An 18,363-nucleotide genomic window follows, 5' to 3' on the forward strand; every position below is an offset into this window, starting at 1 on the left:
AAGCCCTTCTGCCGGAATAAACCGAGCTATGAACAACGCGTCAGGCAAGCAGCGCCTCATAGGCCCGGTAGATGGCGAGGAAGTCGGCGGCTTTCAAGCTCGCTCCACCGATCAGCGCGCCGTCAACATTGGCGATGCCAAGCAGTTCCCCGGCATTGGCGGGCTTGACCGAGCCGCCATAGAGAAGCCGCATCTTGCGGCCTTCGTCGCCGAAGCGGGACACGAGCTCCGCACGCATGAAGGCATGCGCCTTCTCAACATCCCCCGATGTCGGCGTGACACCAGTGCCGATCGCCCAGATCGGCTCGTAGGCGATGACTGTATTCTCGGCGGTTGCGGCATCGGGAACCGAGGCGGAAAGCTGGCGCTTGATGACGTCAAGTTCCTGCCCGGCGCGGCGTTCTTCGGCCGTCTCGCCGATGCAGATGATCGCAGTGAGATCGGAGGCGAAAGCCGCCTCCGCCTTGGCGCGGACCAGATGGTCCGTCTCGGCGTGGTCGGTGCGCCGTTCGGAATGGCCGACGATCACATAGGTGCCGAAGCTATCGGCGATCATCTCGGCCGATATATCGCCGGTATGCGCGCCGGACGGCTTCTGGTGGCAGTCCTGCGCGCCGATCGCAAGCGGGCTGTCGGTGCAGAGCGCGGTTGCCACGTAGAGCAGCGTCGTCGGCGGGCAGATCAGCGCCTCGACCTTTTCGGCGAGCGGCGGACGAACACCCTCGGCGATCGCCTTGATCTGATCCAGGGAGGCACGCGTGCCGTTCATTTTCCAATTTCCCGCCACCAGCGGGCGCACGTCAGGTGTCATGCCGGCCTTCCACAAACTTCATATCCCTGGCCGCATTATCAAAAGCTTGCGGCAAAGGAAAGCATCATGCCTCTGACGTAACGGGAATCTCTGCGATCTCGCATATTTTTTGCCGAAATCCTTCGTCAGCGACCGAGAACCCAGTTCAGAACCCTCCGCCAGTCGATCATCCGGATCGGCGTTCCGTGGTTTCCGGTCTGAAACAACGTGAAATGCGTCGGATATTTCGCCTTTTGCAGGCTCTCGAACAGCGCCTGTTGGTCGGCGGCGGCGTAGACCGGATCGCGGCTGCCATGCGCGAACCAGAGCGGCAGTTTCGACTTGTAAAACGCGCTCCTTGTGAAATCGGGATCGGTGACACCGCTCATAACAAGCATGCCCTTCAGCCGCTTGACGCTGTCGCCGTCACGCGCAACGCCCCAGCAAATCTGACTGCCCATCGAAGCGCAGGAAAGGACGATCGGCCGGCCGGGTGATTGCGCGCTGGCATAACGGATCAGTTCTTCGATCGCGGCAACGCCGTTGCTGTCGAAGCTCCTGACCGTCGGCGAATAATAGACCCCGCCATTGCCGGCGACGAGGTTCTTCAGCCGGTTGAAATTGCCGCCGAAGCTGTAATCATTGGCCCCGAGCCGGCGGTCGCCGTCGCGGCCGTGGATGAAAATCACCGTGAAGGCGGCATTCTGAGATGGTCCCACCCTGGTGACATCGAGCCTGATGCCGTCGAGGGAGAGGGTTTCATCCGCCTGGGTCTTGCGGATGCCGAGCGACACATATTTTTGTTGCGCCCGCTTCTCCGGGATCTGGTCGCGGCCGTTGATATCGCGCATCTCGTCGTAGTCGATCACCTCGGAGGCGCCGCCGTCGCTCGTCTGCAGCACAGTCTGCCTCGAGAACAAATCGTCCTTGAAAGGCGGCAGGACGTCGGCCGCACGTGCCGGTCCGCCGGCGGAAAGAACGGCTGCTGACAAGAAAAACGCCGCAATTGCGGTGAAAACAGTGCAATGACTTGTGGACATTCGCATGCGGATGGTTTCCTGAAGCCTGCCGCCGCTTGCCATTCCGCGCCCGGCAACGCAAATCATGTCTCAAAGGCCGCCAAAAGAGGCGGTGTCGCGTACAGAGGTGCTTTCTGGCAGAATCTGCCTGATTCGCAAACGTGACGTGAAATGCGGTGATTTTGGGCCGGCGGCGGATGCCAGCTCGAGACAGGATAAAGATCTGAACGGCTCCATGGACGACAGCAACGACCTTTTTTCCGGACTGCCCCTTTCCGAAAAACGCGAGGAGGCGCAGAAGCCCGCCGCGCCGAGCGAACGTCCGCCGGCGGCCGCTCCCTTGACGACCGTGCCCTCGGCGGCGGCGCGCCCAGCACCCGTCGCCTCGAACGCGGATGACTATGGCGCCTCCTCGATCCGGGTTCTGGAAGGTCTCGAGCCGGTGCGCATGCGCCCGGGCATGTATATCGGCGGCACCGACGAAAAGGCGCTGCATCACCTCTTCGCCGAAGTCATCGACAACGCGATGGACGAAGCGGTCGCGGGACACGCCAATTTCATCGAGGTGCATCTCGACCTGCAGGGCTATCTCACCGTCTCGGACAACGGCCGCGGCATTCCGGTCGAAAACCATCCGCAGGTCCCCGGCAAGTCGACACTCGAAGTCATCATGACCAAGCTGCATGCTGGCGGCAAATTCGACGGCAAGGCCTATGAGACTTCGGGCGGCCTGCATGGCGTCGGCGTGTCGGTGGTCAATGCGCTCTCCGACTTCCTCGAAGTCGAGGTAGCGCGAAACCGCAAGCTTTACCGCCAGCGCTTTTCCCGCGGCCTGCCGCAGGGCGGGCTCGAAGAACTGGGCGACGTCCACAATCGCCGCGGCACCCGCGTGCGCTTCCATCCCGATCCCCAGATCTTCGGGGAGCACATGAAGTTCGAGGCCGCTCGCGTCTTTCGCATGGCGCGCTCCAAGGCCTATCTGTTCGGCGGCGTCGAGATTCGCTGGAGCTGCGAGCCTGGCGTACTGCCTGATGGGTCGGAGGTGCCTGACAAGGCCACCTTCCACTTCCCCGGCGGCCTGAAAGACTATCTCCAGGCGACGATGGGCAAGGAATTCACCGTCACCCGCGAGATCTTCGCCGGCAAGACCGAGAAGGCCAGCGGCCACGGCTCGATGGAATGGGCGATCACCTGGTATGGCGGCGATCCGCAGGTGCATTCCTATTGCAATACCATCCCGACTCCGGAAGGCGGCACCCATGAGGCCGGCCTGCGCATCGCGCTGACCAAGGGGCTGAAGGCCTATGCCGAGCTGACGCAGAACAAGCGCGCCGCCCAGATCACCACCGACGACGTGATGATCTCCGCCGTCGGCATGCTGTCGGTCTTCATCCGCGAGCCGGAATTCGTGGGCCAGACCAAGGACAAGCTTGCGACCGTCGAGGCCCAGCGCATCGTCGAGAACGCGCTGCGCGATCCCTTCGACCACTATCTCGCCGACAACCCGAACGAGGCGGCCAAGCTGCTCGACTGGGTGATCGAGCGCGCCGAGGAGCGCCTTCGCCGCCGCAAGGAAAAAGAAGTCAATCGCAAGACGGCGGTGCGCAAGCTGCGCCTGCCCGGCAAGCTCGCCGACTGCTCGCAGAATACCGCCGAAGGCGCCGAACTCTTCATCGTCGAGGGCGATTCGGCAGGAGGTTCGGCCAAGCAGGCGCGCAACCGCGCCAACCAGGCGATCCTTCCGCTCCGCGGCAAGATCCTCAACGTCGCCAGCGCCGGCCGCGAGAAGTTCGGTGCAAACCAGCAGCTCGCCGATCTCATCCAGGCGCTTGGCTGCGGTACGCGCTCGAAATACCGGCAGGAAGATCTGCGCTACGAGCGTATCATTGTCATGACCGATGCCGATGTCGACGGCGCCCATATCGCCTCGCTGCTTATCACCTTCTTCTACCAGGAAATGCCGGAACTGGTGCGTGGCGGCCATCTCTTCCTCGCCGTGCCGCCGCTCTACAAGATCACCCAAGGGGCGAAGTCCGCCTATGCGCGCGACGACAATCATCGTGCCGAGCTGATGCAGACGGAATTCAAGGGCAAGGCCAAGGTGGAGATCAGCCGCTTCAAAGGTCTCGGCGAGATGATGCCCGCCCAGCTCAAGGAAACCACCATGGACCCGGCCAAGCGCACCTTGCTCCGGGTGCTGATCGACGAGGTGGATTTCGAGGGCACGCGCAGCGCCGTCGACGATCTGATGGGCACCAAACCCGAGGCCCGCTTCCGCTTCATCCAGGAGCGTGCGGCCTTCGCCGAAAACCTTGATATTTAAACACGTCTCAGGCGCGCCGAACGATCTGACAGATACGCCCGGCGCGCCGCATTTTAGCATCTGCGATTTCACGGAACTGACGAAGAACCGTAACAACTCCGTCAAATAACCGGCGCATGAAGCGGACGGCGCGCGGACCTCCCCCGGGAATGGCGCCTGCGCCGGTTCGAGCCGTTTTCAACCTTTGCCGGATTTTGCCATGACCAAGCGTTTTGCTGCGACCGCCGCTTTCGTTCTCCTGTCCAGCACCGTCACCGCCAGCGCCACCGACATCGGCGCCACCTTCGAAAGCGCCTGCCCCTTCGGCGATTGCGCCGCCGGCATTTCGCTCTCCTATCTCGGTGAATTCATCATATCCACGGGGCACATGGAAAACGGCGTCGAATTCGGCGGCATATCAGGCCTCGATTTCGATGCCGCCACCGGCCACTATATCGCCATCAGTGACGACCGTTCGGACAGGGCACCCGCCCGCTTCTATGAACTCGACATCGATGTCGATGCGTTGGGCCTCAAGGGCGTTTCCGCCGTCAAGCATGTGACGCTGAAAAACAAGACCGGTGAACTCTTCGCCGCCAAGACCGTCGACCCGGAATCGATCCGTCTCGGCAAGGATGGCATCTACTGGGGCAGCGAAGGCGACGCCAAGGTGCTGCTGCCGCCCTTCATCCGCGTCACGACGCCGGACGGTTCATTCGTACGCGAGTTCAAGCTGCCCGAGGGCTTTGCTCCGACCATCGACAAGTCGGCCGGCATCCGCGACAACCTCGCTTTCGAGGATCTCGCCGTCGCACCCTCGTTTGATGTTTTCGTCGGCGTCGAAGCCGCCCTCTACCAGGATGGGCCGAAGCCGTCACTGACGACGGGCAGCCTGTCGCGCATCATCCGCTATGACGGCGCAACGGGCGAGCCGAAGGCTGAGTATGTCTATCCGATCTCGCCGATCCCGCAGGCCGCCACCAAGGCCGACGGCGGCAATGACAACGGCATGTCGGAAATGCTTGCGCTTGACGATCACCGCCTGCTCGCCGTCGAGCGCAGCTATGCCGAAGGTTTCGGCAATAACATCAAGATCATGATGGTCGATCTCGCCGACGCCACTGACGTATCCGCCATCGCCTCCCTCGCCAAGAGCGACCAGCGTGTGGTCCCCGCCCGCAAGAGCCAGGTTCTCGATCTCAGGGCAATCGGTCTCGTCCCGGACAATATCGAGGCGATGTCGCTCGGAAAGGCCAAGGACGGTACCGACGTCCTCATCCTCGGCTCCGACAATAATTTCTCGACCCACCAGAAGACGCAATTCTACGCCTTCAAGGTTCTCAGCCGCCCGCGGCAGTAAGACGCCGCGTCTGACGGCCGAACAGTGATGCTTTATATCGGCTTTCGCGGCGCGGACCTTGAAACCGCCGGGTTCATGGCCCATAACCAGAGTACAAGAATAAGAAGAGGCGCGCGTGGGTGTGTTCAACCGTCAGAAAACCAATCATGAGCCGCGATGGCTGGGGTCATCGGCGCCGACACGCACACCGCTGATTCCCTCCATTTCGGCGGCGCGCTGGCTGCTGGTGCTGGTCGCCGCCGCCGGCGTGTATTTCTTCTACGGCTTCCTCGTGCCGGTGCTTGCAGCCCTGGTCATCGGCTTCGCCAGCTGGCCGCTCTATCGCAAGCTGCTTGCCCGCGTCGGCGGCAATACCACGGTCGCGGCGACCATCGCCATCATCATGATCGTCACTTTCCTGGTCATCCCGATCGTGCTTGCGATCACCTATACGACAGGCGAAGTGCGCAATTGGGTCGCCTGGGCGATCCACGCCAACCGCGCCGGCGCCCCGACGCCGGACTGGATCGTCGCACTGCCTTGGGCAGGCGCCTATCTCGATGAGATCTGGACAAAATATATCGGCAGTCCCGGCGCCTTGGGTGAGGTCATCCAGGCGGTTAGCGGCGCCAATATCGGCAACATCTATCGCGCCGTGCTGGCAGCCGGCGGCGGCGCTTTCCATCTTCTCCTGACGCTGCTCTTCATGCTGATCGCGCTGTTCTTCGTCTATCGCGACGGCTTCTCCTTCTCCAAGCAGATCGACATGCTGGGCGAGCGCATCCTGCCGAACCGCTGGGAACGCATTTCCCGCGTCGTTCCGGCAACGATCAGCTCCACCGTCATGGGCATGACGCTGATTGCAATCGGCGAAGGCATCGTGCTCGGTGTGGCTTATTGGATCGCCGGCGTGCCGTCTCCGGTAACGCTCGGCGTGCTCACGGGGGTGATGGCCCTGATACCCGGCGGTGCGCCGCTCTCCTTCACGCTGGTTTCCATCTATCTCCTGGCGAGCGGCTCGCATGTCGCCGGCGTCGGCCTGTTCGTCTGGGGCACTGTCGAGCTTTTCATCGTCGACAAGACGCTGCGGCCGAAGCTCGTGGGCGGCCCGATCAAGCTGCCCTTCCTGCCGACCTTTTTCGGCCTTGTCGGCGGCGTCAAGACGATGGGCTTTCTCGGCCTGTTCATCGGCCCGGTGCTAATGGCGCTGATCGTCGCCATCTGGCGCGAATGGATCCACGAGGCCCGCAACGCCGAGAGCAACGAGACGATACCGCCGATCGTCATCGACGAGCAGGCACCGCCGGCGAAGCCGGTCCCGCGCGTCGCCGAAGGCTGACCTGTCTTCAAAGACCGCTATCCCAGCCGCTTTTCCATGAACAGGCTGAGCGGATCCGGTAGATAGGTGCCGAAAGCCTCGATCTCCCGATATCCGTATTTGCGATAGAGGGCGATCGCCTCCGGCTGATAGATGCCGGTCTCGAGCCGGACTGCCGTCAGCCGCTTTTCCCTCGCGATCGCCTCCAGCGCATTCATCAATCCGCTCGCAATCCTCAATCCCCTCGCCTGCGGGTCAACGAACATGCGCTTGATCTCCGCCGTGCCGTCGCCGGCCTCGACCAGCGCGCAGCACCCGACGATCGCCCCCTCATTGCGGGCGACGAAGAAGCTTACCGAAGGTTTCTCCAGCAAGGAGAGGTCGACCAGGTGGTTGCTCTCCGCGGGATAGAGCGACGCTGCATAGGCGTCGGAGAGATCGAGAAGGCGGATGACGCCGTCCTGGCGCGGCGGCTCCTGGGCGATGGTGACGGACATGATGGTTTCCAATGTTTGCGGGAGGCGCAAATTTTTGCTGACCTGACGAAGAGTTAATGCCTTCGCCTTCTTTCGGTTGGAATTGGGCCGTCTAAGGCGATCTCAGGGTTCAATAGCCAAGGAGGCAGAATATGCAAGCGGTGCTCATCGCAATGACCATTCTCGGTTGCGACGATTCCGTCAGCCAATGCAGCTATGTCGCGACGGTCGACAAGCGCTGGGAGACCGTTACCGCTTGCGATGCCGAAGCCGAACGCCGGCTCAAGGCCTATGCCAATGTCAGCTATCCCTCGGTGATCGCCGTGTGCGAGGCGCCGAAAGCGCTTGCCGCCACCGCACCCCCGAAACCGGCGCCCTTGCCTGCCGCCGCGGGCGACGCCGCTCCTGCGGCACCTGAAGAACCAACAGGACTCGCCAGCTTTGCTGAAAACATCGCCGGCCAGGTCCGTTCACATCTGCCATCCGGCCGTGACGTCAAGGAGACGCTGTCCAAACCCGTGCATTTCGTATCCGCCAGCTATTCCTGGGTAGTGACCCGGCTGAACGACTAGGCCGCCGCAAGTGCCGCATAGACACGGGCCGATTGTCGCTGTTCGGCGACGTGAAGCTTTTCCACCATGTCGAGCAGTTCTCCGGCCGCGCCGTGTGCGCCATGGTGATGGCGGAATTTTTCGAGAAGACGGCCGCCGACGGTGCCCAGCACGCTGCCCGGGGCTTTTCGAGCGGCCTCGCGCCACAGAAGCGTCGCCTCGACGAAGATCACGCTGATATCCCTCGGCAGGCCGACGGATTCGTAGAGGGCGCGCACGGCATGCATGCGCCCGGTTGCCAGGATCGAGCGCACCCTTCGCTCGCTGCACGCCGTCAGATCGACGATCGCAGCAGCGAAAAAGTCCAGCTTACCAGCGCAGAGCGCATGCATTAGCAAGGACGGCGTCAGCCGGCCGTTGAGGCGCAGATGCTCGACGAGATCCGGTATCTCCCGCGGCGCAACATCCCCGGCGATCGAAACGATGGCTGCCTCGGTCGCCTCGCGGCTGATGCGCTGGAGCCGCTGCAGGCCGATCGCCGCCTGCGCCAGCGGCAGGCCGACCAGCGCATTGCTGACATGCTGGGTGAGCAGCTGGCGGGCATCGGCCGGAAGATCGCTGCGGTCGAGCAGCAGGTTGCGGATATCACAACAATCGCCAAGCCGCTCGGCGATGCGCTTCAACGACTGGCCGGAGATGGCCGCGCCGTCGTTTTCGAGCAGGCAGAGCAATTCGTCTTCATCGCCGACCTCCGCGAGTGCAGCCGAGACCGGGCGCGTGACATAGGCCCTGGCCGCAATCAGCATGCGGGTGGCGCCGCTGCCGCGTGCGGCGAGGTCGACCAGATCGGCGTCGCTGAGAAGCGGCGAACAGGTGACGGCGTGGCAGGCAACCTCGGGCTGGTCCGCGGCAAGCGAAAGGATCAGGCTGCGCGGCGCGTCGGGCGACCAGGCGATCGCCTCGGCCAGCGCAAGCCGCACACGCGGCGACGGGTCATCGAGAAGAAAGGTCATCGCCATCTCGGCTGCCGCCCGCTCCTCGCCGCTCATCTCGGATTGCAGATAGGCTCGACCGAGCGCATTCGCGGCCCTGGCCCGGTCGCCGGTCTTGGCAGTTTCTATCCAACGAAGGAAAGCTTCTACGATCACGCGATGCCTCAGCACTTGAACGCGATTCCTTACGCGTTCCATTCAATGCTGTGACCGTAGCGACAAAAGGTTTAAGATTGGTTCACCATATTTCTTAAGCCTTTGTATGCTTTGCGCTCAGACCTTTGGCATCTGCGGCCGGAACATCTCGAAAACATCGCTGCCTTCGCTGTAGTCCATGTAGCCCATGCGCGCGACGGGCCGGGCGATCGACATGTCGAGGCGGCCGTCCCTGACGATCGCCTCGTCGATATGGACGCCGACCACCTCGCCGAAGACGAGAATGTTTTCGGACGGCGCACCCGATAATGTCTTCGGCTCGATGATCTCGGTGACCCTGCATTCGAGCACGGCATATGCCTCACCGACATAGGGCGCGTCGATCAGTTCGGACTGTCTCGGCGTCAGCCCGGCGAAATCGAATTCGCTGTTGCCGTAAGGCAGCGCCGCCGAGGAGCGATTCATCTTTTCGGCGAGATCGCGGCTGACGAAATTGCAGGTGAAGGCGCCGGTCTCCGCCGCATTGCGCTGGCTGTCCTTGCGACCGGCGGAGGAAAACATCACCAGTTTCGGCCGGTCGGCAACGGCGTTGAAAAAGGAATAGGGAGCAAGATTGACCGAGCCATCCCTGCCCTTGCTGCCGATCCAGCCGATCGGCCGCGGCGATACGATCGCCTTGAAGGGATCATGTGCGAGCCCGTGTCGATTGCTGTCGGTGGTGTAGAACATCAGTCCGCTCCGCCGACCCAGGTCACGGTATCGGCAAGCTCCGGCCGCGGCCGTTCGATCGCCGGAAATGTCGTTGAGCCGATATGGATGAAGCCAGCCACCTTTTCGCCGGACTCGAGGCCGAGCAGCGGATAGGCGCGCTGGTCATAGGCGAACCATTCCGTCAGCCAGTTGGCGACGTAGCCGCTGGCATTGGCGGCGAGAATGACATTGAGGCAGAGTGCGCCCGCCGACATCAGCTGCTCCCATTCCGGGATCTTGATATGCGGCCCCGCCTTGCTGACGACGGCGACGACGACCGGCGCTCGGGTGAAGCGGGTGCGCTCGACCTGGATCATCTCTTCGGAAAGCTCCGGCTTGGTCTCGAGCGCCAGTTTGAGAAGCTCCTCGCCGAGGCGCGCACGCTCATCTCCGCGATAGACGATGAAGCGCCAAGGGGCGATCTTGCCGTGGTCGGGAACACGCGAAGCAAGCCGCAGGATCTCTTCGATCTCGGCTTTTTCGGGGCCGGGTTCGCACATCTGGAAAGCGGGGATCGAACGACGCACGGCTAGGTAATCGATCAGCTTGATATCGGATTTCATGCGGGAGAAACTTTCATTTTTATGCTGCTGCAAAGCGTGGGTCTTGAATTTGCCATCGCGTTGGTCTTGAAGTGGCCTTTGCGATTTCAGAAGTCAATCGGTTCACGAAACAGATGTTTGGCATTTCGCCTCTTGCACGCATCGGCCTCGCCATCGCGCTGATGGTATTGATGCCCGTCGGCGCCGGTGCGCAGGATGCCTTCAAGGACTTCAAACAGCTCGATTCGACATCGAAGATGCCGAAGCTCAACGCCTTCATTGCGCCCGGCACCGCGCCCGAAGGAGCCAAGCTGCGCGACATCGAAATGGAAGCCAAGCTGACGGCCGACGGTACGCCTGTCGAGGATGGGCTTTCCTGGTATGTCTTCAGCCCGATCGCTGGCACCGACGGCAAGCTGCCGCTGATCGCCAGCGCCAAGGGCGGACCCGCTGCCTTCCAACTCGCGCCGGGCGATTATTTCGTCAATGTCTCCTTCGGCCGCGCCGGCGTCACAAAGAAGTTGACCGTGCCCGCTGACGGCGAGGTCGACAAGCAGGTGATGGTCCTCGATGCCGGCGGCTTGCTGCTCAACGCCGTCTCCGGCACCGATGCCCGCATCCGCCCCGACCAGTTGAGTTTCTCGATCTATTCCTCGGAAGTGCGCGACGACGGTGAGCGCGGCCTCGTCGTGGCCGATGTCTCGCCGAACACTGTCGTGCGCCTCAATGCCGGCACCTATCACATCGTTTCCGAATATGGCAGCGTCAACGCCGTCATCCGCGCGGACATCCAGGTCGAGGCCGGCAAGCTCACAGAGGCAACGATCCAGCACCGCGCCGCCCAGATGACCTTCAAGCTGGTCTCCGAAGCCGGCGGCGAGGCGATCGCCGACACCGCCTGGTCGATCCTGACGGCAGCGGGCGACAGTGTCGGCGAAAGCGTCAGCGCCTTCCCGACCATGGTCCTTGCCGAAGGCGAATACTCGGCCGTCGCCCGCAACAAGGACAAGATCTATCAGCGCGATTTTACAGTGGTTGCCGGCCGGAATACCGATGTCGAAGTTCTGATGAAGGACCAGCAGCCGCAACAGCCCGAGAGCCCGGCGGCCCGCACGGTGCAGCAGGCGCCGGCCGGCACGCCGTCGCCCCCGGGTGTCCAGCCGGCTCCGGAGGAGCCTCTGCCCTCCTACGAACAGCTCGTGCCGCAGGGCGGCGGCGACGGCGCCAGCCTGGATTGATTCTGCCGGGCACGCTTCTGCGGCGTACCAGCGATCAAGCCGATCGGCCGGCGTTCTGCAGCGCCGCGCGTCTGATCAGACGTGCAACGACGCTACCATTTTGGATCTACGCATCGGCCGATACCGCTAGACTAGGCGCGCATTTCATTCATTGGCAGGAAGATTTGGAAGTGGAGACGGGAGGCGCACGAGTGGCTGCCCCTCGCGAAAGACATTTCCGACAGCGCCGAAATCGGCGCTGTCGTATTCCCCCTATTTTCAGGCCGCCTTGACTTTCTTTGCCTCGGCCTTGCGACGGACGTCGGGCGGCGTCGCCTCGAGCATGAGGCTCTCGACGGCGGCGTCAAGCTCCATCGAAACCTGGTCCTGGCTGCCGAGGCGGCGGATGTTGACCGTGCGCTCCTCGGCCTCCTTCCTGCCGCAGACGATGATGACAGGAACCTTGGTGACCGAGTGCTCGCGGATCTTGTAGTTGATCTTCTCGTTGCGGAAGTCGGTCTCGACGTTGAGGCCGGCATCGCGCAGCGCCTCGGCGACTTCAAGCCCATAGGCGTCAGCTTCGGAAGTGATCGTTGCGACCACCACCTGCAGCGGCGATACCCAGAGCGGCATGTGACCGGCGAAGTTCTCGATGAGGATGCCGAGGAACCGCTCCATCGAGCCGCAGATGGCGCGGTGGATCATCACTGGCTGCGTCTTTTCGGAGTTGCTGTCGATGTAGAAGGCGCCGAAGCGTTCCGGCAGGTTGAAGTCGACCTGCGTCGTGCCGCACTGCCATTCGCGGCCGATCGCGTCCTTCAGCGTATATTCGAACTTCGGCCCGTAGAAGGCGCCCTCCCCCGGCAGGATGCCGGTCTTGATGCGGCCCTCGGACTGCGCCTCGATCGTCTTCAGGACATCGGTCATGACGGCTTCGGCGCGATCCCAGAGAGCATCGGAGCCGACGCGCTTTTCCGGCCGGGTGGAAAGCTTGACGACGATTTCCTTGAAGCCGAAGTCTTCGTAGACCGACAGGATGAGATCGTTGATCTTCAGGCATTCGGCCGCCATCTGCTCGTCCGTGCAGAAGATGTGCGCGTCGTCCTGCGTGAAGCCGCGCACCCGCATCAGGCCATGCAGTGCGCCCGAAGGCTCGTAGCGATGCACGAGACCGAATTCCGCCAGACGGATCGGCAGTTCGCGATAGGACTTCAGGCCATGCTTGAAGATCTGCACATGACCGGGGCAGTTCATCGGCTTCAGCGCAAAGACGCGGTTATCAGCCTCCTTGTCTTCCGGATGCGTCATCGCATGCGCCGATTTCACGGCGAACATGTTCTCCTGATACCAGCCCCAGTGACCCGACGTTTCCCAAAGCGAGGTGTCGAGCACCTGCGGCGCGTTGACTTCTTCATAATCAACAGCGAGTCGGCGGCGCATATAGGCGACGAGCGTCTGGAAGATGCGCCAGCCCTTGCCATGCCAGAAGACGACGCCCGGGCCTTCCTCCTGGAAGTGGAAGAGGTCCATCTCGCGGCCGAGCTTGCGATGGTCGCGCTTCTCGGCTTCGGCCAGCATATGCAGGTAGTTGTCGAGATCGGCCTGGTCTGCCCATGCCGTGCCGTAGATGCGAGACAGCATGGCGTTGTTGCTGTCGCCGCGCCAGTAGGCGCCGGCGACCTTCATCAGCTTGAAGGCGGTGCCGACCTGGCCGGTGGAGGCCATATGCGGGCCGCGGCAAAGGTCGAACCATTCGCCCTGGTTGTAGATCTTCAGATCCTGCCCTTCCGGGATCGCATCGACGAGCTCGACCTTGTACTGTTCGCCCTTGGCGGCGAAGACTTCCTTGGCCTTTTCACGCGACCAGATCTGCTTGGTGAACGGCGCGTTGCGGGCGATGATTTCCTTCATCTTCTTTTCGATCTTCGGCAGATCGTCGGGCGTGAAGGGTTCGTTCTTGGCAAAGTCGTAATAGAAGCCGTTCTCGATGACGGGACCGATCGTTACCTGCGTGCCGGGCCAAAGCTCCTGCACGGCTTCGGCCATCACGTGCGCGGCGTCATGGCGGATGAGTTCCAGCGCGCGCGGGTCCTTGCGGGTAATGATCTCGATCTTGCCGTCGGTAACGGCATCGGAAAGGTCGCGCACGCCGCCGTCGATCGCAATGGCGACGGCGCTCTTGGCGAGCGACTTGGAAATGGATTCGGCGACATCCCGGCCGGTGGCGCCAGCCGGGAAGCTGCGCATGGAACCATCAGGGAATGTTAGGGAAATGACTTCAGACATCGAAATTCTCCTTGTCCAGTCCCGCCAACGAATGCGGGTGGTTGCAACGACAGCGCTTCTCTTTGTTCGATGCGCTGCCGCCTGATACTCAGATTTCGCCCGGGAGTAAAGAAGCAGCCGGCTCACATGATCATCTGCGCAAGACCGCAAACGGTGTTCCAGTTGCGCATGGTTCCGACGCCGAGGCGCTTGGTCGTCAGCGCCGAAAGCAGTTTCGATTGGCTCGGTTTGCCGGCGAAATCGATCCAGAGATCGCCGCCGACGACGGCGAGGCGTTGCCCTTCCGCCATCAGCGGTTTCAGCGCCTCCACCTTCTCAGGATCGATCGGCAGGCGCATCACCCGGACGATCACCTGGTCTCCGCTGCCGTCCCGGAAGGGATTGGTGCCGCAGAGCGCCATCCAGGTGCAGTCGCTGCGCACGATGATATCGACATGTTTGCCGAACTTCTCTTCGAAACCCTCTTCCAGCGCGACCTCGAGTTCATGCGGACGTATTTGGTCGGCCTCGAAAACCAGATTGCCCGTTGAAACCAGCGTGCGCGGCTCGCGATAGCCGAGTTCTCTGGCAAGCGCGCGCAAGTCTTCCATGATCACCCGGCGGTCGGGCGAGAGCACGATGCTGTGCAGGAGGGCGACAAACATGCTCATGGCCACTCGCTCTCCTCCTCGCAGTCGTAGTCACCGAACAGTGACCGCGCCTCTCGCATCATCGCTGCCCTGACCTCCGAAACACAATGATGTTCGCCGAGCATCGTCACTGCGTTCACCCATTCTTGCGTCCAAGGGCGAGATAGCGCCATGGGGTCCACCAGCGAAAATCGTTGCCGAGTGTCTCAGGCACCGGGTCGAGGCCGCTGGTGCCGCCCGGACCGCAGCGGCCGACGCGAAACAGCGTCATCCAGCCGCCAGCCCATAATCCGTGACGGGCGATCGACTCGTAACCATATTCCGAACAGGTCGGGATATGGCGGCAGGAGTTGCCGACAAAGCCGGAAAGCGTCAGCTGATAGAGACGGATAAGCCCCATGCCGAGCAGGCGGTCCGGGGTCTTGCGGAACGGCTCGCTATAATTGCGGGAGCAGCGTGCGGATTTTTCGATCGGCCGTCTCGATCCGGCCGCGCCGCCATCGTCCTCATCGTCAGCCTGCCGGACGCAGAACTCGCACATCTCGGTTACGCCTCGACAACTTCCGCCTGTTTCGCCTCGATCTGCCCGATCGCGTCGACGACCGCGTCGAAGGTCAGCATCGTCGAAGCATGGCGGGCCTTGTAGTCCCGCACGGGCAGGAGATAACGCATGTCTTCGAACCGTCCGCCGGGCCCTGCCCCATCCGCCTTCAGCATGGCGAGCATGTCCAGACGCGCCTGCCGCAATTCGCCCGATGTCGCGCCGACAACATGGCGGGCCATGATCGAGGACGAGGCCTGGCCGAGCGCACAGGCCTTCACGTCATGGGAAAAACCGGTCACGACATCGCCATCCATCTTCAGCCAGATCCGCACCTTTGAGCCGCAAAGCCTGGAGTGCGCCTGGGCGGTCGCATCGGCATCATCAAGCGTCCCGATCAACGGAATATTGCCGGCGAATTCGAGGATTTTGCTGTTGTAGATGTCGTCCATGCTGGATTTCCGCTCCAAAATCGCTGCGGATCGGCCTAGATCGGGCTGTCATTGTCGTTGAAACAAAAAACACACCGTGTCATCTGAGGATACTTACATATAATGGCCGTCTTCCTATATGTATGTCGTTCCAAGGCGATGAAAATGCAATGGCCTTGTGTAAGTTTGATTGGGAAACCTTGCCGGATGGGCGCTTGAATTAGCCCTGAAAGCCCCGGAGCCTGCCAAAGGTGCATGAATTCCCGCATGGGACTGACCAGTGGCGATTCCGACAGATGGGTCCGCGACGCGGGCCAGGAGACCATTGATCATGGACGCCATCGTAAAGAACTTTCCGCAGCCGAACCGCGACTCGGACCGCCCTTCCCAGCAGGAGGCCGAGGAAGCCGTTCGCGTTCTGTTGCGCTGGGCCGGTGACGATCCGACGCGCGAAGGCCTCATCGAGACGCCAGCCCGTGTCGCCAAAGCGTACCGCGAGCTTTTTGCCGGTTACGACATGGCGCCGGAGGATGTGCTTGGCCGAACCTTCGAGGAAGTCGCCGGGTACGACGACATGGTCCTTGTCAAGGACATTCCGTTCTACTCGCATTGCGAACACCATATGGTGCCGATCATCGGCAAGGCCCACGTCGCCTACATGCCTGATGGCCGCGTCCTCGGCCTGTCGAAGATTGCTCGTGTCGTCGAGATTTATGGCCGGCGCCTGCAGACCCAGGAAACGATGACGGCCCAGATTGCCCGGGCCATCGACGATACGCTCAATCCGCGGGGTGTTGCCGTACTGATCGAGGCCGAACATATGTGCATGGCGATGCGTGGCGTTCAGAAGCAGGGTTCGACCACCTTGACCACGACGTTTACCGGAACGTTCAAGACCGAACCGGCCGATCAGGCCCGTTTCATGAGCATGGTGCGGAGCCGCTGATACCGGCTCCCTCAGGAGGGCCGAAATGAGTCAACTGATCTTCAATCAACCATCCGAGGACAAGTCGGCGTTGGAAGACGCCGGCGATTTCACGCCGCGTTTCGACGACCGCGGCCTGATCACCGCGATCGTCACCGACGCCGGCGATGGCGAACTGCTGATGGTGGCGCATATGAACGCCCAGGCCCTGGCGCTGACCATCCAGACGGGCACGGCCCATTATTTCAGCCGGTCGCGTGGCAAGATCTGGAAAAAGGGCGAGACCTCGGGCAATCTTCAGACGGTGAAGGAAATTCGCACCGATTGCGACCAGGACGCCATCTGGTTGAAGGTCGAGGTCGCCGGCCATGACGCCACCTGTCACACCGGCCGCCGTTCCTGCTTCTATCGGACGGTGACGCTGCGCGACGGAAAGCCGATGCTCGACATTGTCGACGACGAGCGTCATTTCGATCCGCACGACGTCTACGGAAAATAGACTGACCGACCCCGCATTTGCCCCTTATTGTGCCAGAAACCGGTTCTATATACCTTTTGGCAACCGATCGGGCACACTATCGTGACATACGTGTTCTGCTGGAGGGGAGAGCGCAATGCTGAATTGGAGTCTGCACCGTCAAAGCGCTGAAGGCGAAGGCTCCGGTTCCGGCATGTCGACGATACTCGAGACGATCCCTGCGCCCGCGCCTGTCAACAAAATCAAGATCGCACTCGCGCTTGGCGGCGGCGCCGCCCGCGGCTGGGCCCATATCGGCGTGTTGCGCGCCCTCGACGAAGCGAAAATCGAAATCGGCATGATCGCCGGGACATCGATCGGCGCGCTGGTCGGCGGCTGTTATCTCGCCGGCAAGCTCGATGAACTCGAAAGCTTCGCGCGCTCGCTGACCATGCGCCGCATCGCCAGTCTGCTCGATCTGACGATCGGCGGCAGCGGCCTGTTCGGCGGCATGCGGCTGACCAAGCGTATGCAGGAGCATCTCGAGGGCCTGAACGTCGAGGATCTGGACCGGCCGTTTGTCGCGGTCGCCGCCGAGGTCAATACCGGCCACGAGGTCTGGATCGCCAATGGTTCGCTGATCACGGCGCTGCGCGCCTCCTATGCGCTGCCCGGTATCTTCGAGCCGGTCCGCAGCAATCACCGCACTCTGGTCGACGGCGCGCTCGTCAATCCGGTTCCCGTCTCTGTCTGCCGCGCCTATGAGCAGCCGCTGGTGGTCGCCGTCAATCTCAACTACGATCTCTACGGCCGCTCGGCGGTCGTCCGGCACAATGCCAGCCTCTCGCAGCAGGAATTGCAGAAACAGGAAGAGGCGCCCTATGCCCGCCTCGGCATGACCGGAGTCATGGTGCAGGCTTTCAACATCATCCAGGACAGGATTGCCCGCGCCCGCCTTGCCGGCGATCCGCCCGATATTTCACTGCAGCCACGCCTGAGCTATATCGGCCTTTCGGAATTCCACCGCGCAGGCGAGGCGATCGAACGCGGCTATGAGGAAGCGAGAGCCAGGCTTCCCGAGATCAAGCGCATGCAGGAAGTCTACGCCAGCCCTCCATGAGGCGTCGTCCCGCGACGGCGGCTGGGACGACGGCATCATTCAAAAAACCGAAACTTCAGCCGGCGATATAGGCCTTGATGTCCTCGGCCTCGCGCTCAACTTCGGCGATCCGGGATTTCACCACGTCGCCGATCGAGATGATGCCGGCGAGCTTGCCGTTGCTTTCCACCGGCACGTGGCGGAAGCGGCGGCTGGTCATCAGTTCCATCAACTCGTTGACGGTCGTCTCCTCGTGGCAGCGGTAGACCTTTGAAGTCATGAGCTGAGAGAGCGGCTGATCGAGGCCATCCTTGCCGTGCTTGGCGATGGCATGCACCAGATCGCGCTCGGTGAACATGCCCGAAATCCGGTTCTCCATGCCGACGACGACGATAGCGCCGATCTTCTTCTTGCTCAGAATGGCGGCCGCCTCGGCGACAGTGGTGTTCGGCCCGGCGGTGATGACGTCCCTGCCCTTCAGGTCGAGGATTGCTTTGACTGAACTGGTCATTCGAACCTCCTATGTCGAGCCTGTGACGTGTG

19 protein-coding genes are annotated in these 18,363 nt (G+C 62.1%); 8 read left to right on the forward strand and 11 right to left on the reverse strand.

All coding sequences use genetic code 11. From position 1 onward, the window contains the following. Positions 1-40 precede the first annotated feature (40 nt). Positions 41-811, reverse strand: a complete 771-nt coding sequence (gene tpiA / locus HJB91_RS27040) for a triose-phosphate isomerase (RefSeq protein WP_221156414.1) — start codon at positions 809-811, stop codon at positions 41-43. Between the two features lie 125 nt (positions 812-936). After that, entirely contained in the window at positions 937-1,836 is a 900-nt protein-coding gene (locus HJB91_RS27045) for an alpha/beta hydrolase (protein ID WP_221156416.1), read from the reverse strand. A gap of 208 nt (positions 1,837-2,044) precedes the next feature. On the opposite strand from HJB91_RS27045, the gene parE reads away from it, so the two are divergent. The 3 genes from parE to HJB91_RS27060 all read left to right on the forward strand — a co-directional run bounded on the left by parE (position 2,045) and on the right by HJB91_RS27060 (position 6,789). Beyond that, positions 2,045-4,132 carry a DNA topoisomerase IV subunit B gene (gene parE, locus HJB91_RS27050; protein WP_221156417.1) on the forward strand — a complete coding sequence of 696 codons (2,088 nt, stop codon included), beginning with the start codon at positions 2,045-2,047 and terminating at the stop codon, positions 4,130-4,132. Between the two features lie 199 nt (positions 4,133-4,331). Then, a complete protein-coding gene (locus tag HJB91_RS27055) occupies positions 4,332-5,471 on the forward strand; it encodes an esterase-like activity of phytase family protein (RefSeq protein ID WP_221156419.1) in 1,140 nt (379 codons plus the stop codon). A gap of 115 nt (positions 5,472-5,586) precedes the next feature. After that, positions 5,587-6,789: an AI-2E family transporter gene (locus HJB91_RS27060; protein WP_210631248.1), complete on the forward strand. Its 1,203-nt coding sequence runs from the start codon at positions 5,587-5,589 to the stop codon at positions 6,787-6,789. A gap of 17 nt (positions 6,790-6,806) precedes the next feature. On the opposite strand, the gene HJB91_RS27065 is transcribed toward HJB91_RS27060, so the two are convergent. Then, positions 6,807-7,265, reverse strand: a complete 459-nt coding sequence (locus tag HJB91_RS27065) for a GNAT family N-acetyltransferase (protein WP_221147715.1) — start codon at positions 7,263-7,265, stop codon at positions 6,807-6,809. A gap of 131 nt (positions 7,266-7,396) precedes the next feature. Here HJB91_RS27065 and HJB91_RS27070 point away from each other — a divergent pair, with 131 nt between their 5' ends. After that, entirely contained in the window at positions 7,397-7,816 is a 420-nt protein-coding gene (locus tag HJB91_RS27070; protein ID WP_221156421.1) for a hypothetical protein, read from the forward strand. Here the strand turns inward: HJB91_RS27070 and HJB91_RS27075 are convergent. From HJB91_RS27075 to HJB91_RS27085, 3 genes are all read right to left on the reverse strand, one after another. Next, positions 7,813-8,958 carry a DUF2336 domain-containing protein gene (locus HJB91_RS27075; RefSeq protein WP_210631245.1) on the reverse strand — a complete coding sequence of 382 codons (1,146 nt, stop codon included), beginning with the start codon at positions 8,956-8,958 and terminating at the stop codon, positions 7,813-7,815. The genes HJB91_RS27070 and HJB91_RS27075 overlap by 4 nt on opposite strands. Before the next feature lie 102 nt (positions 8,959-9,060). Further along, positions 9,061-9,672, reverse strand: a complete 612-nt coding sequence (locus HJB91_RS27080; protein WP_221156423.1) for a flavin reductase family protein — start codon at positions 9,670-9,672, stop codon at positions 9,061-9,063. Further along, entirely contained in the window at positions 9,672-10,256 is a 585-nt protein-coding gene (locus HJB91_RS27085) for a nitroreductase (RefSeq protein ID WP_210631243.1), read from the reverse strand. The genes HJB91_RS27080 and HJB91_RS27085 overlap by 1 nt, the downstream gene beginning before the upstream one ends. A 113-nt stretch (positions 10,257-10,369) precedes the next feature. Here HJB91_RS27085 and HJB91_RS27090 point away from each other — a divergent pair, with 113 nt between their 5' ends. Next, on the forward strand, positions 10,370-11,473 hold the full coding sequence (locus tag HJB91_RS27090) for a hypothetical protein (protein ID WP_221156426.1): 1,104 nt from the start codon (positions 10,370-10,372) through the stop codon (positions 11,471-11,473). 258 nt (positions 11,474-11,731) lie between these two features. On the opposite strand, the gene thrS is transcribed toward HJB91_RS27090, so the two are convergent. The 4 genes from thrS to HJB91_RS27110 all read right to left on the reverse strand — a co-directional run bounded on the left by thrS (position 11,732) and on the right by HJB91_RS27110 (position 15,360). Beyond that, the gene (gene thrS / locus HJB91_RS27095; protein WP_221147718.1) at positions 11,732-13,738 is read right to left on the reverse strand and encodes a threonine--tRNA ligase; all 2,007 of its coding nucleotides are present in this window, start codon (positions 13,736-13,738) and stop codon (positions 11,732-11,734) included. Positions 13,739-13,860: 122 nt separating this feature from the next. After that, complete coding sequence (locus tag HJB91_RS27100; RefSeq protein WP_210631240.1) at positions 13,861-14,388, reverse strand: DUF1697 domain-containing protein; 528 nt, start codon at positions 14,386-14,388, stop codon at positions 13,861-13,863. Positions 14,389-14,503: 115 nt separating this feature from the next. After that, positions 14,504-14,908 (reverse strand): membrane protein insertion efficiency factor YidD, encoded by a 405-nt coding sequence (gene yidD, locus HJB91_RS27105; protein ID WP_221156428.1) that lies wholly within the window; start codon positions 14,906-14,908, stop codon positions 14,504-14,506. A 5-nt stretch (positions 14,909-14,913) separates the two neighbouring features. Continuing rightward, complete coding sequence (locus HJB91_RS27110; protein ID WP_221156430.1) at positions 14,914-15,360, reverse strand: iron-sulfur cluster assembly scaffold protein; 447 nt, start codon at positions 15,358-15,360, stop codon at positions 14,914-14,916. Positions 15,361-15,670: 310 nt separating this feature from the next. Between HJB91_RS27110 and folE the strand changes: the two genes are divergently transcribed. From folE to HJB91_RS27125, 3 genes are all read left to right on the forward strand, one after another. Further along, positions 15,671-16,285 (forward strand): GTP cyclohydrolase I FolE, encoded by a 615-nt coding sequence (gene folE / locus HJB91_RS27115; RefSeq protein WP_064802729.1) that lies wholly within the window; start codon positions 15,671-15,673, stop codon positions 16,283-16,285. Between the two features lie 25 nt (positions 16,286-16,310). Continuing rightward, the gene (hisI, locus tag HJB91_RS27120; protein ID WP_221156432.1) at positions 16,311-16,763 is read left to right on the forward strand and encodes a phosphoribosyl-AMP cyclohydrolase; all 453 of its coding nucleotides are present in this window, start codon (positions 16,311-16,313) and stop codon (positions 16,761-16,763) included. Positions 16,764-16,878: 115 nt separating this feature from the next. Beyond that, a complete protein-coding gene (locus HJB91_RS27125; protein ID WP_210631236.1) occupies positions 16,879-17,841 on the forward strand; it encodes a patatin-like phospholipase family protein in 963 nt (320 codons plus the stop codon). Between the two features lie 55 nt (positions 17,842-17,896). On the opposite strand, the gene HJB91_RS27130 is transcribed toward HJB91_RS27125, so the two are convergent. Beyond that, the gene (locus HJB91_RS27130) at positions 17,897-18,331 is read right to left on the reverse strand and encodes a CBS domain-containing protein (protein WP_210631235.1); all 435 of its coding nucleotides are present in this window, start codon (positions 18,329-18,331) and stop codon (positions 17,897-17,899) included. Positions 18,332-18,363: the final 32 nt, after the last annotated feature.

This window comes from Rhizobium sp. NLR10b (assembly GCF_019685435.1).
Lineage (GTDB): Bacteria > Pseudomonadota > Alphaproteobacteria > Rhizobiales > Rhizobiaceae > Rhizobium.

What these genes read in the sequence shown, in the direction of transcription:
- HJB91_RS27085 (WP_210631243.1), bottom strand. Translation starts at nt 10,256, where the DNA reads ATGAAATCCGATATCAAGCTGATCGATTACCTAGCCGTGCGTCGTTCG.
- folE (WP_064802729.1), top strand. Translation starts at nt 15,671, where the DNA reads ATGGACGCCATCGTAAAGAACTTTCCGCAGCCGAACCGCGACTCGGAC.
- HJB91_RS27090 (WP_221156426.1), top strand. Translation starts at nt 10,370, where the DNA reads ATGTTTGGCATTTCGCCTCTTGCACGCATCGGCCTCGCCATCGCGCTG.
- HJB91_RS27055 (WP_221156419.1), top strand. Translation starts at nt 4,332, where the DNA reads ATGACCAAGCGTTTTGCTGCGACCGCCGCTTTCGTTCTCCTGTCCAGC.
- HJB91_RS27065 (WP_221147715.1), bottom strand. Translation starts at nt 7,265, where the DNA reads ATGTCCGTCACCATCGCCCAGGAGCCGCCGCGCCAGGACGGCGTCATC.
- parE (WP_221156417.1), top strand. Translation starts at nt 2,045, where the DNA reads ATGGACGACAGCAACGACCTTTTTTCCGGACTGCCCCTTTCCGAAAAA.
- HJB91_RS27130 (WP_210631235.1), bottom strand. Translation starts at nt 18,331, where the DNA reads ATGACCAGTTCAGTCAAAGCAATCCTCGACCTGAAGGGCAGGGACGTC.
- thrS (WP_221147718.1), bottom strand. Translation starts at nt 13,738, where the DNA reads ATGTCTGAAGTCATTTCCCTAACATTCCCTGATGGTTCCATGCGCAGC.
- HJB91_RS27125 (WP_210631236.1), top strand. Translation starts at nt 16,879, where the DNA reads ATGCTGAATTGGAGTCTGCACCGTCAAAGCGCTGAAGGCGAAGGCTCC.
- HJB91_RS27100 (WP_210631240.1), bottom strand. Translation starts at nt 14,388, where the DNA reads ATGAGCATGTTTGTCGCCCTCCTGCACAGCATCGTGCTCTCGCCCGAC.
- HJB91_RS27110 (WP_221156430.1), bottom strand. Translation starts at nt 15,360, where the DNA reads ATGGACGACATCTACAACAGCAAAATCCTCGAATTCGCCGGCAATATT.
- yidD (WP_221156428.1), bottom strand. Translation starts at nt 14,908, where the DNA reads ATGTGCGAGTTCTGCGTCCGGCAGGCTGACGATGAGGACGATGGCGGC.
- HJB91_RS27045 (WP_221156416.1), bottom strand. Translation starts at nt 1,836, where the DNA reads ATGCGAATGTCCACAAGTCATTGCACTGTTTTCACCGCAATTGCGGCG.
- hisI (WP_221156432.1), top strand. Translation starts at nt 16,311, where the DNA reads ATGAGTCAACTGATCTTCAATCAACCATCCGAGGACAAGTCGGCGTTG.
- HJB91_RS27070 (WP_221156421.1), top strand. Translation starts at nt 7,397, where the DNA reads ATGCAAGCGGTGCTCATCGCAATGACCATTCTCGGTTGCGACGATTCC.
- tpiA (WP_221156414.1), bottom strand. Translation starts at nt 811, where the DNA reads ATGACACCTGACGTGCGCCCGCTGGTGGCGGGAAATTGGAAAATGAAC.
- HJB91_RS27080 (WP_221156423.1), bottom strand. Translation starts at nt 9,672, where the DNA reads ATGTTCTACACCACCGACAGCAATCGACACGGGCTCGCACATGATCCC.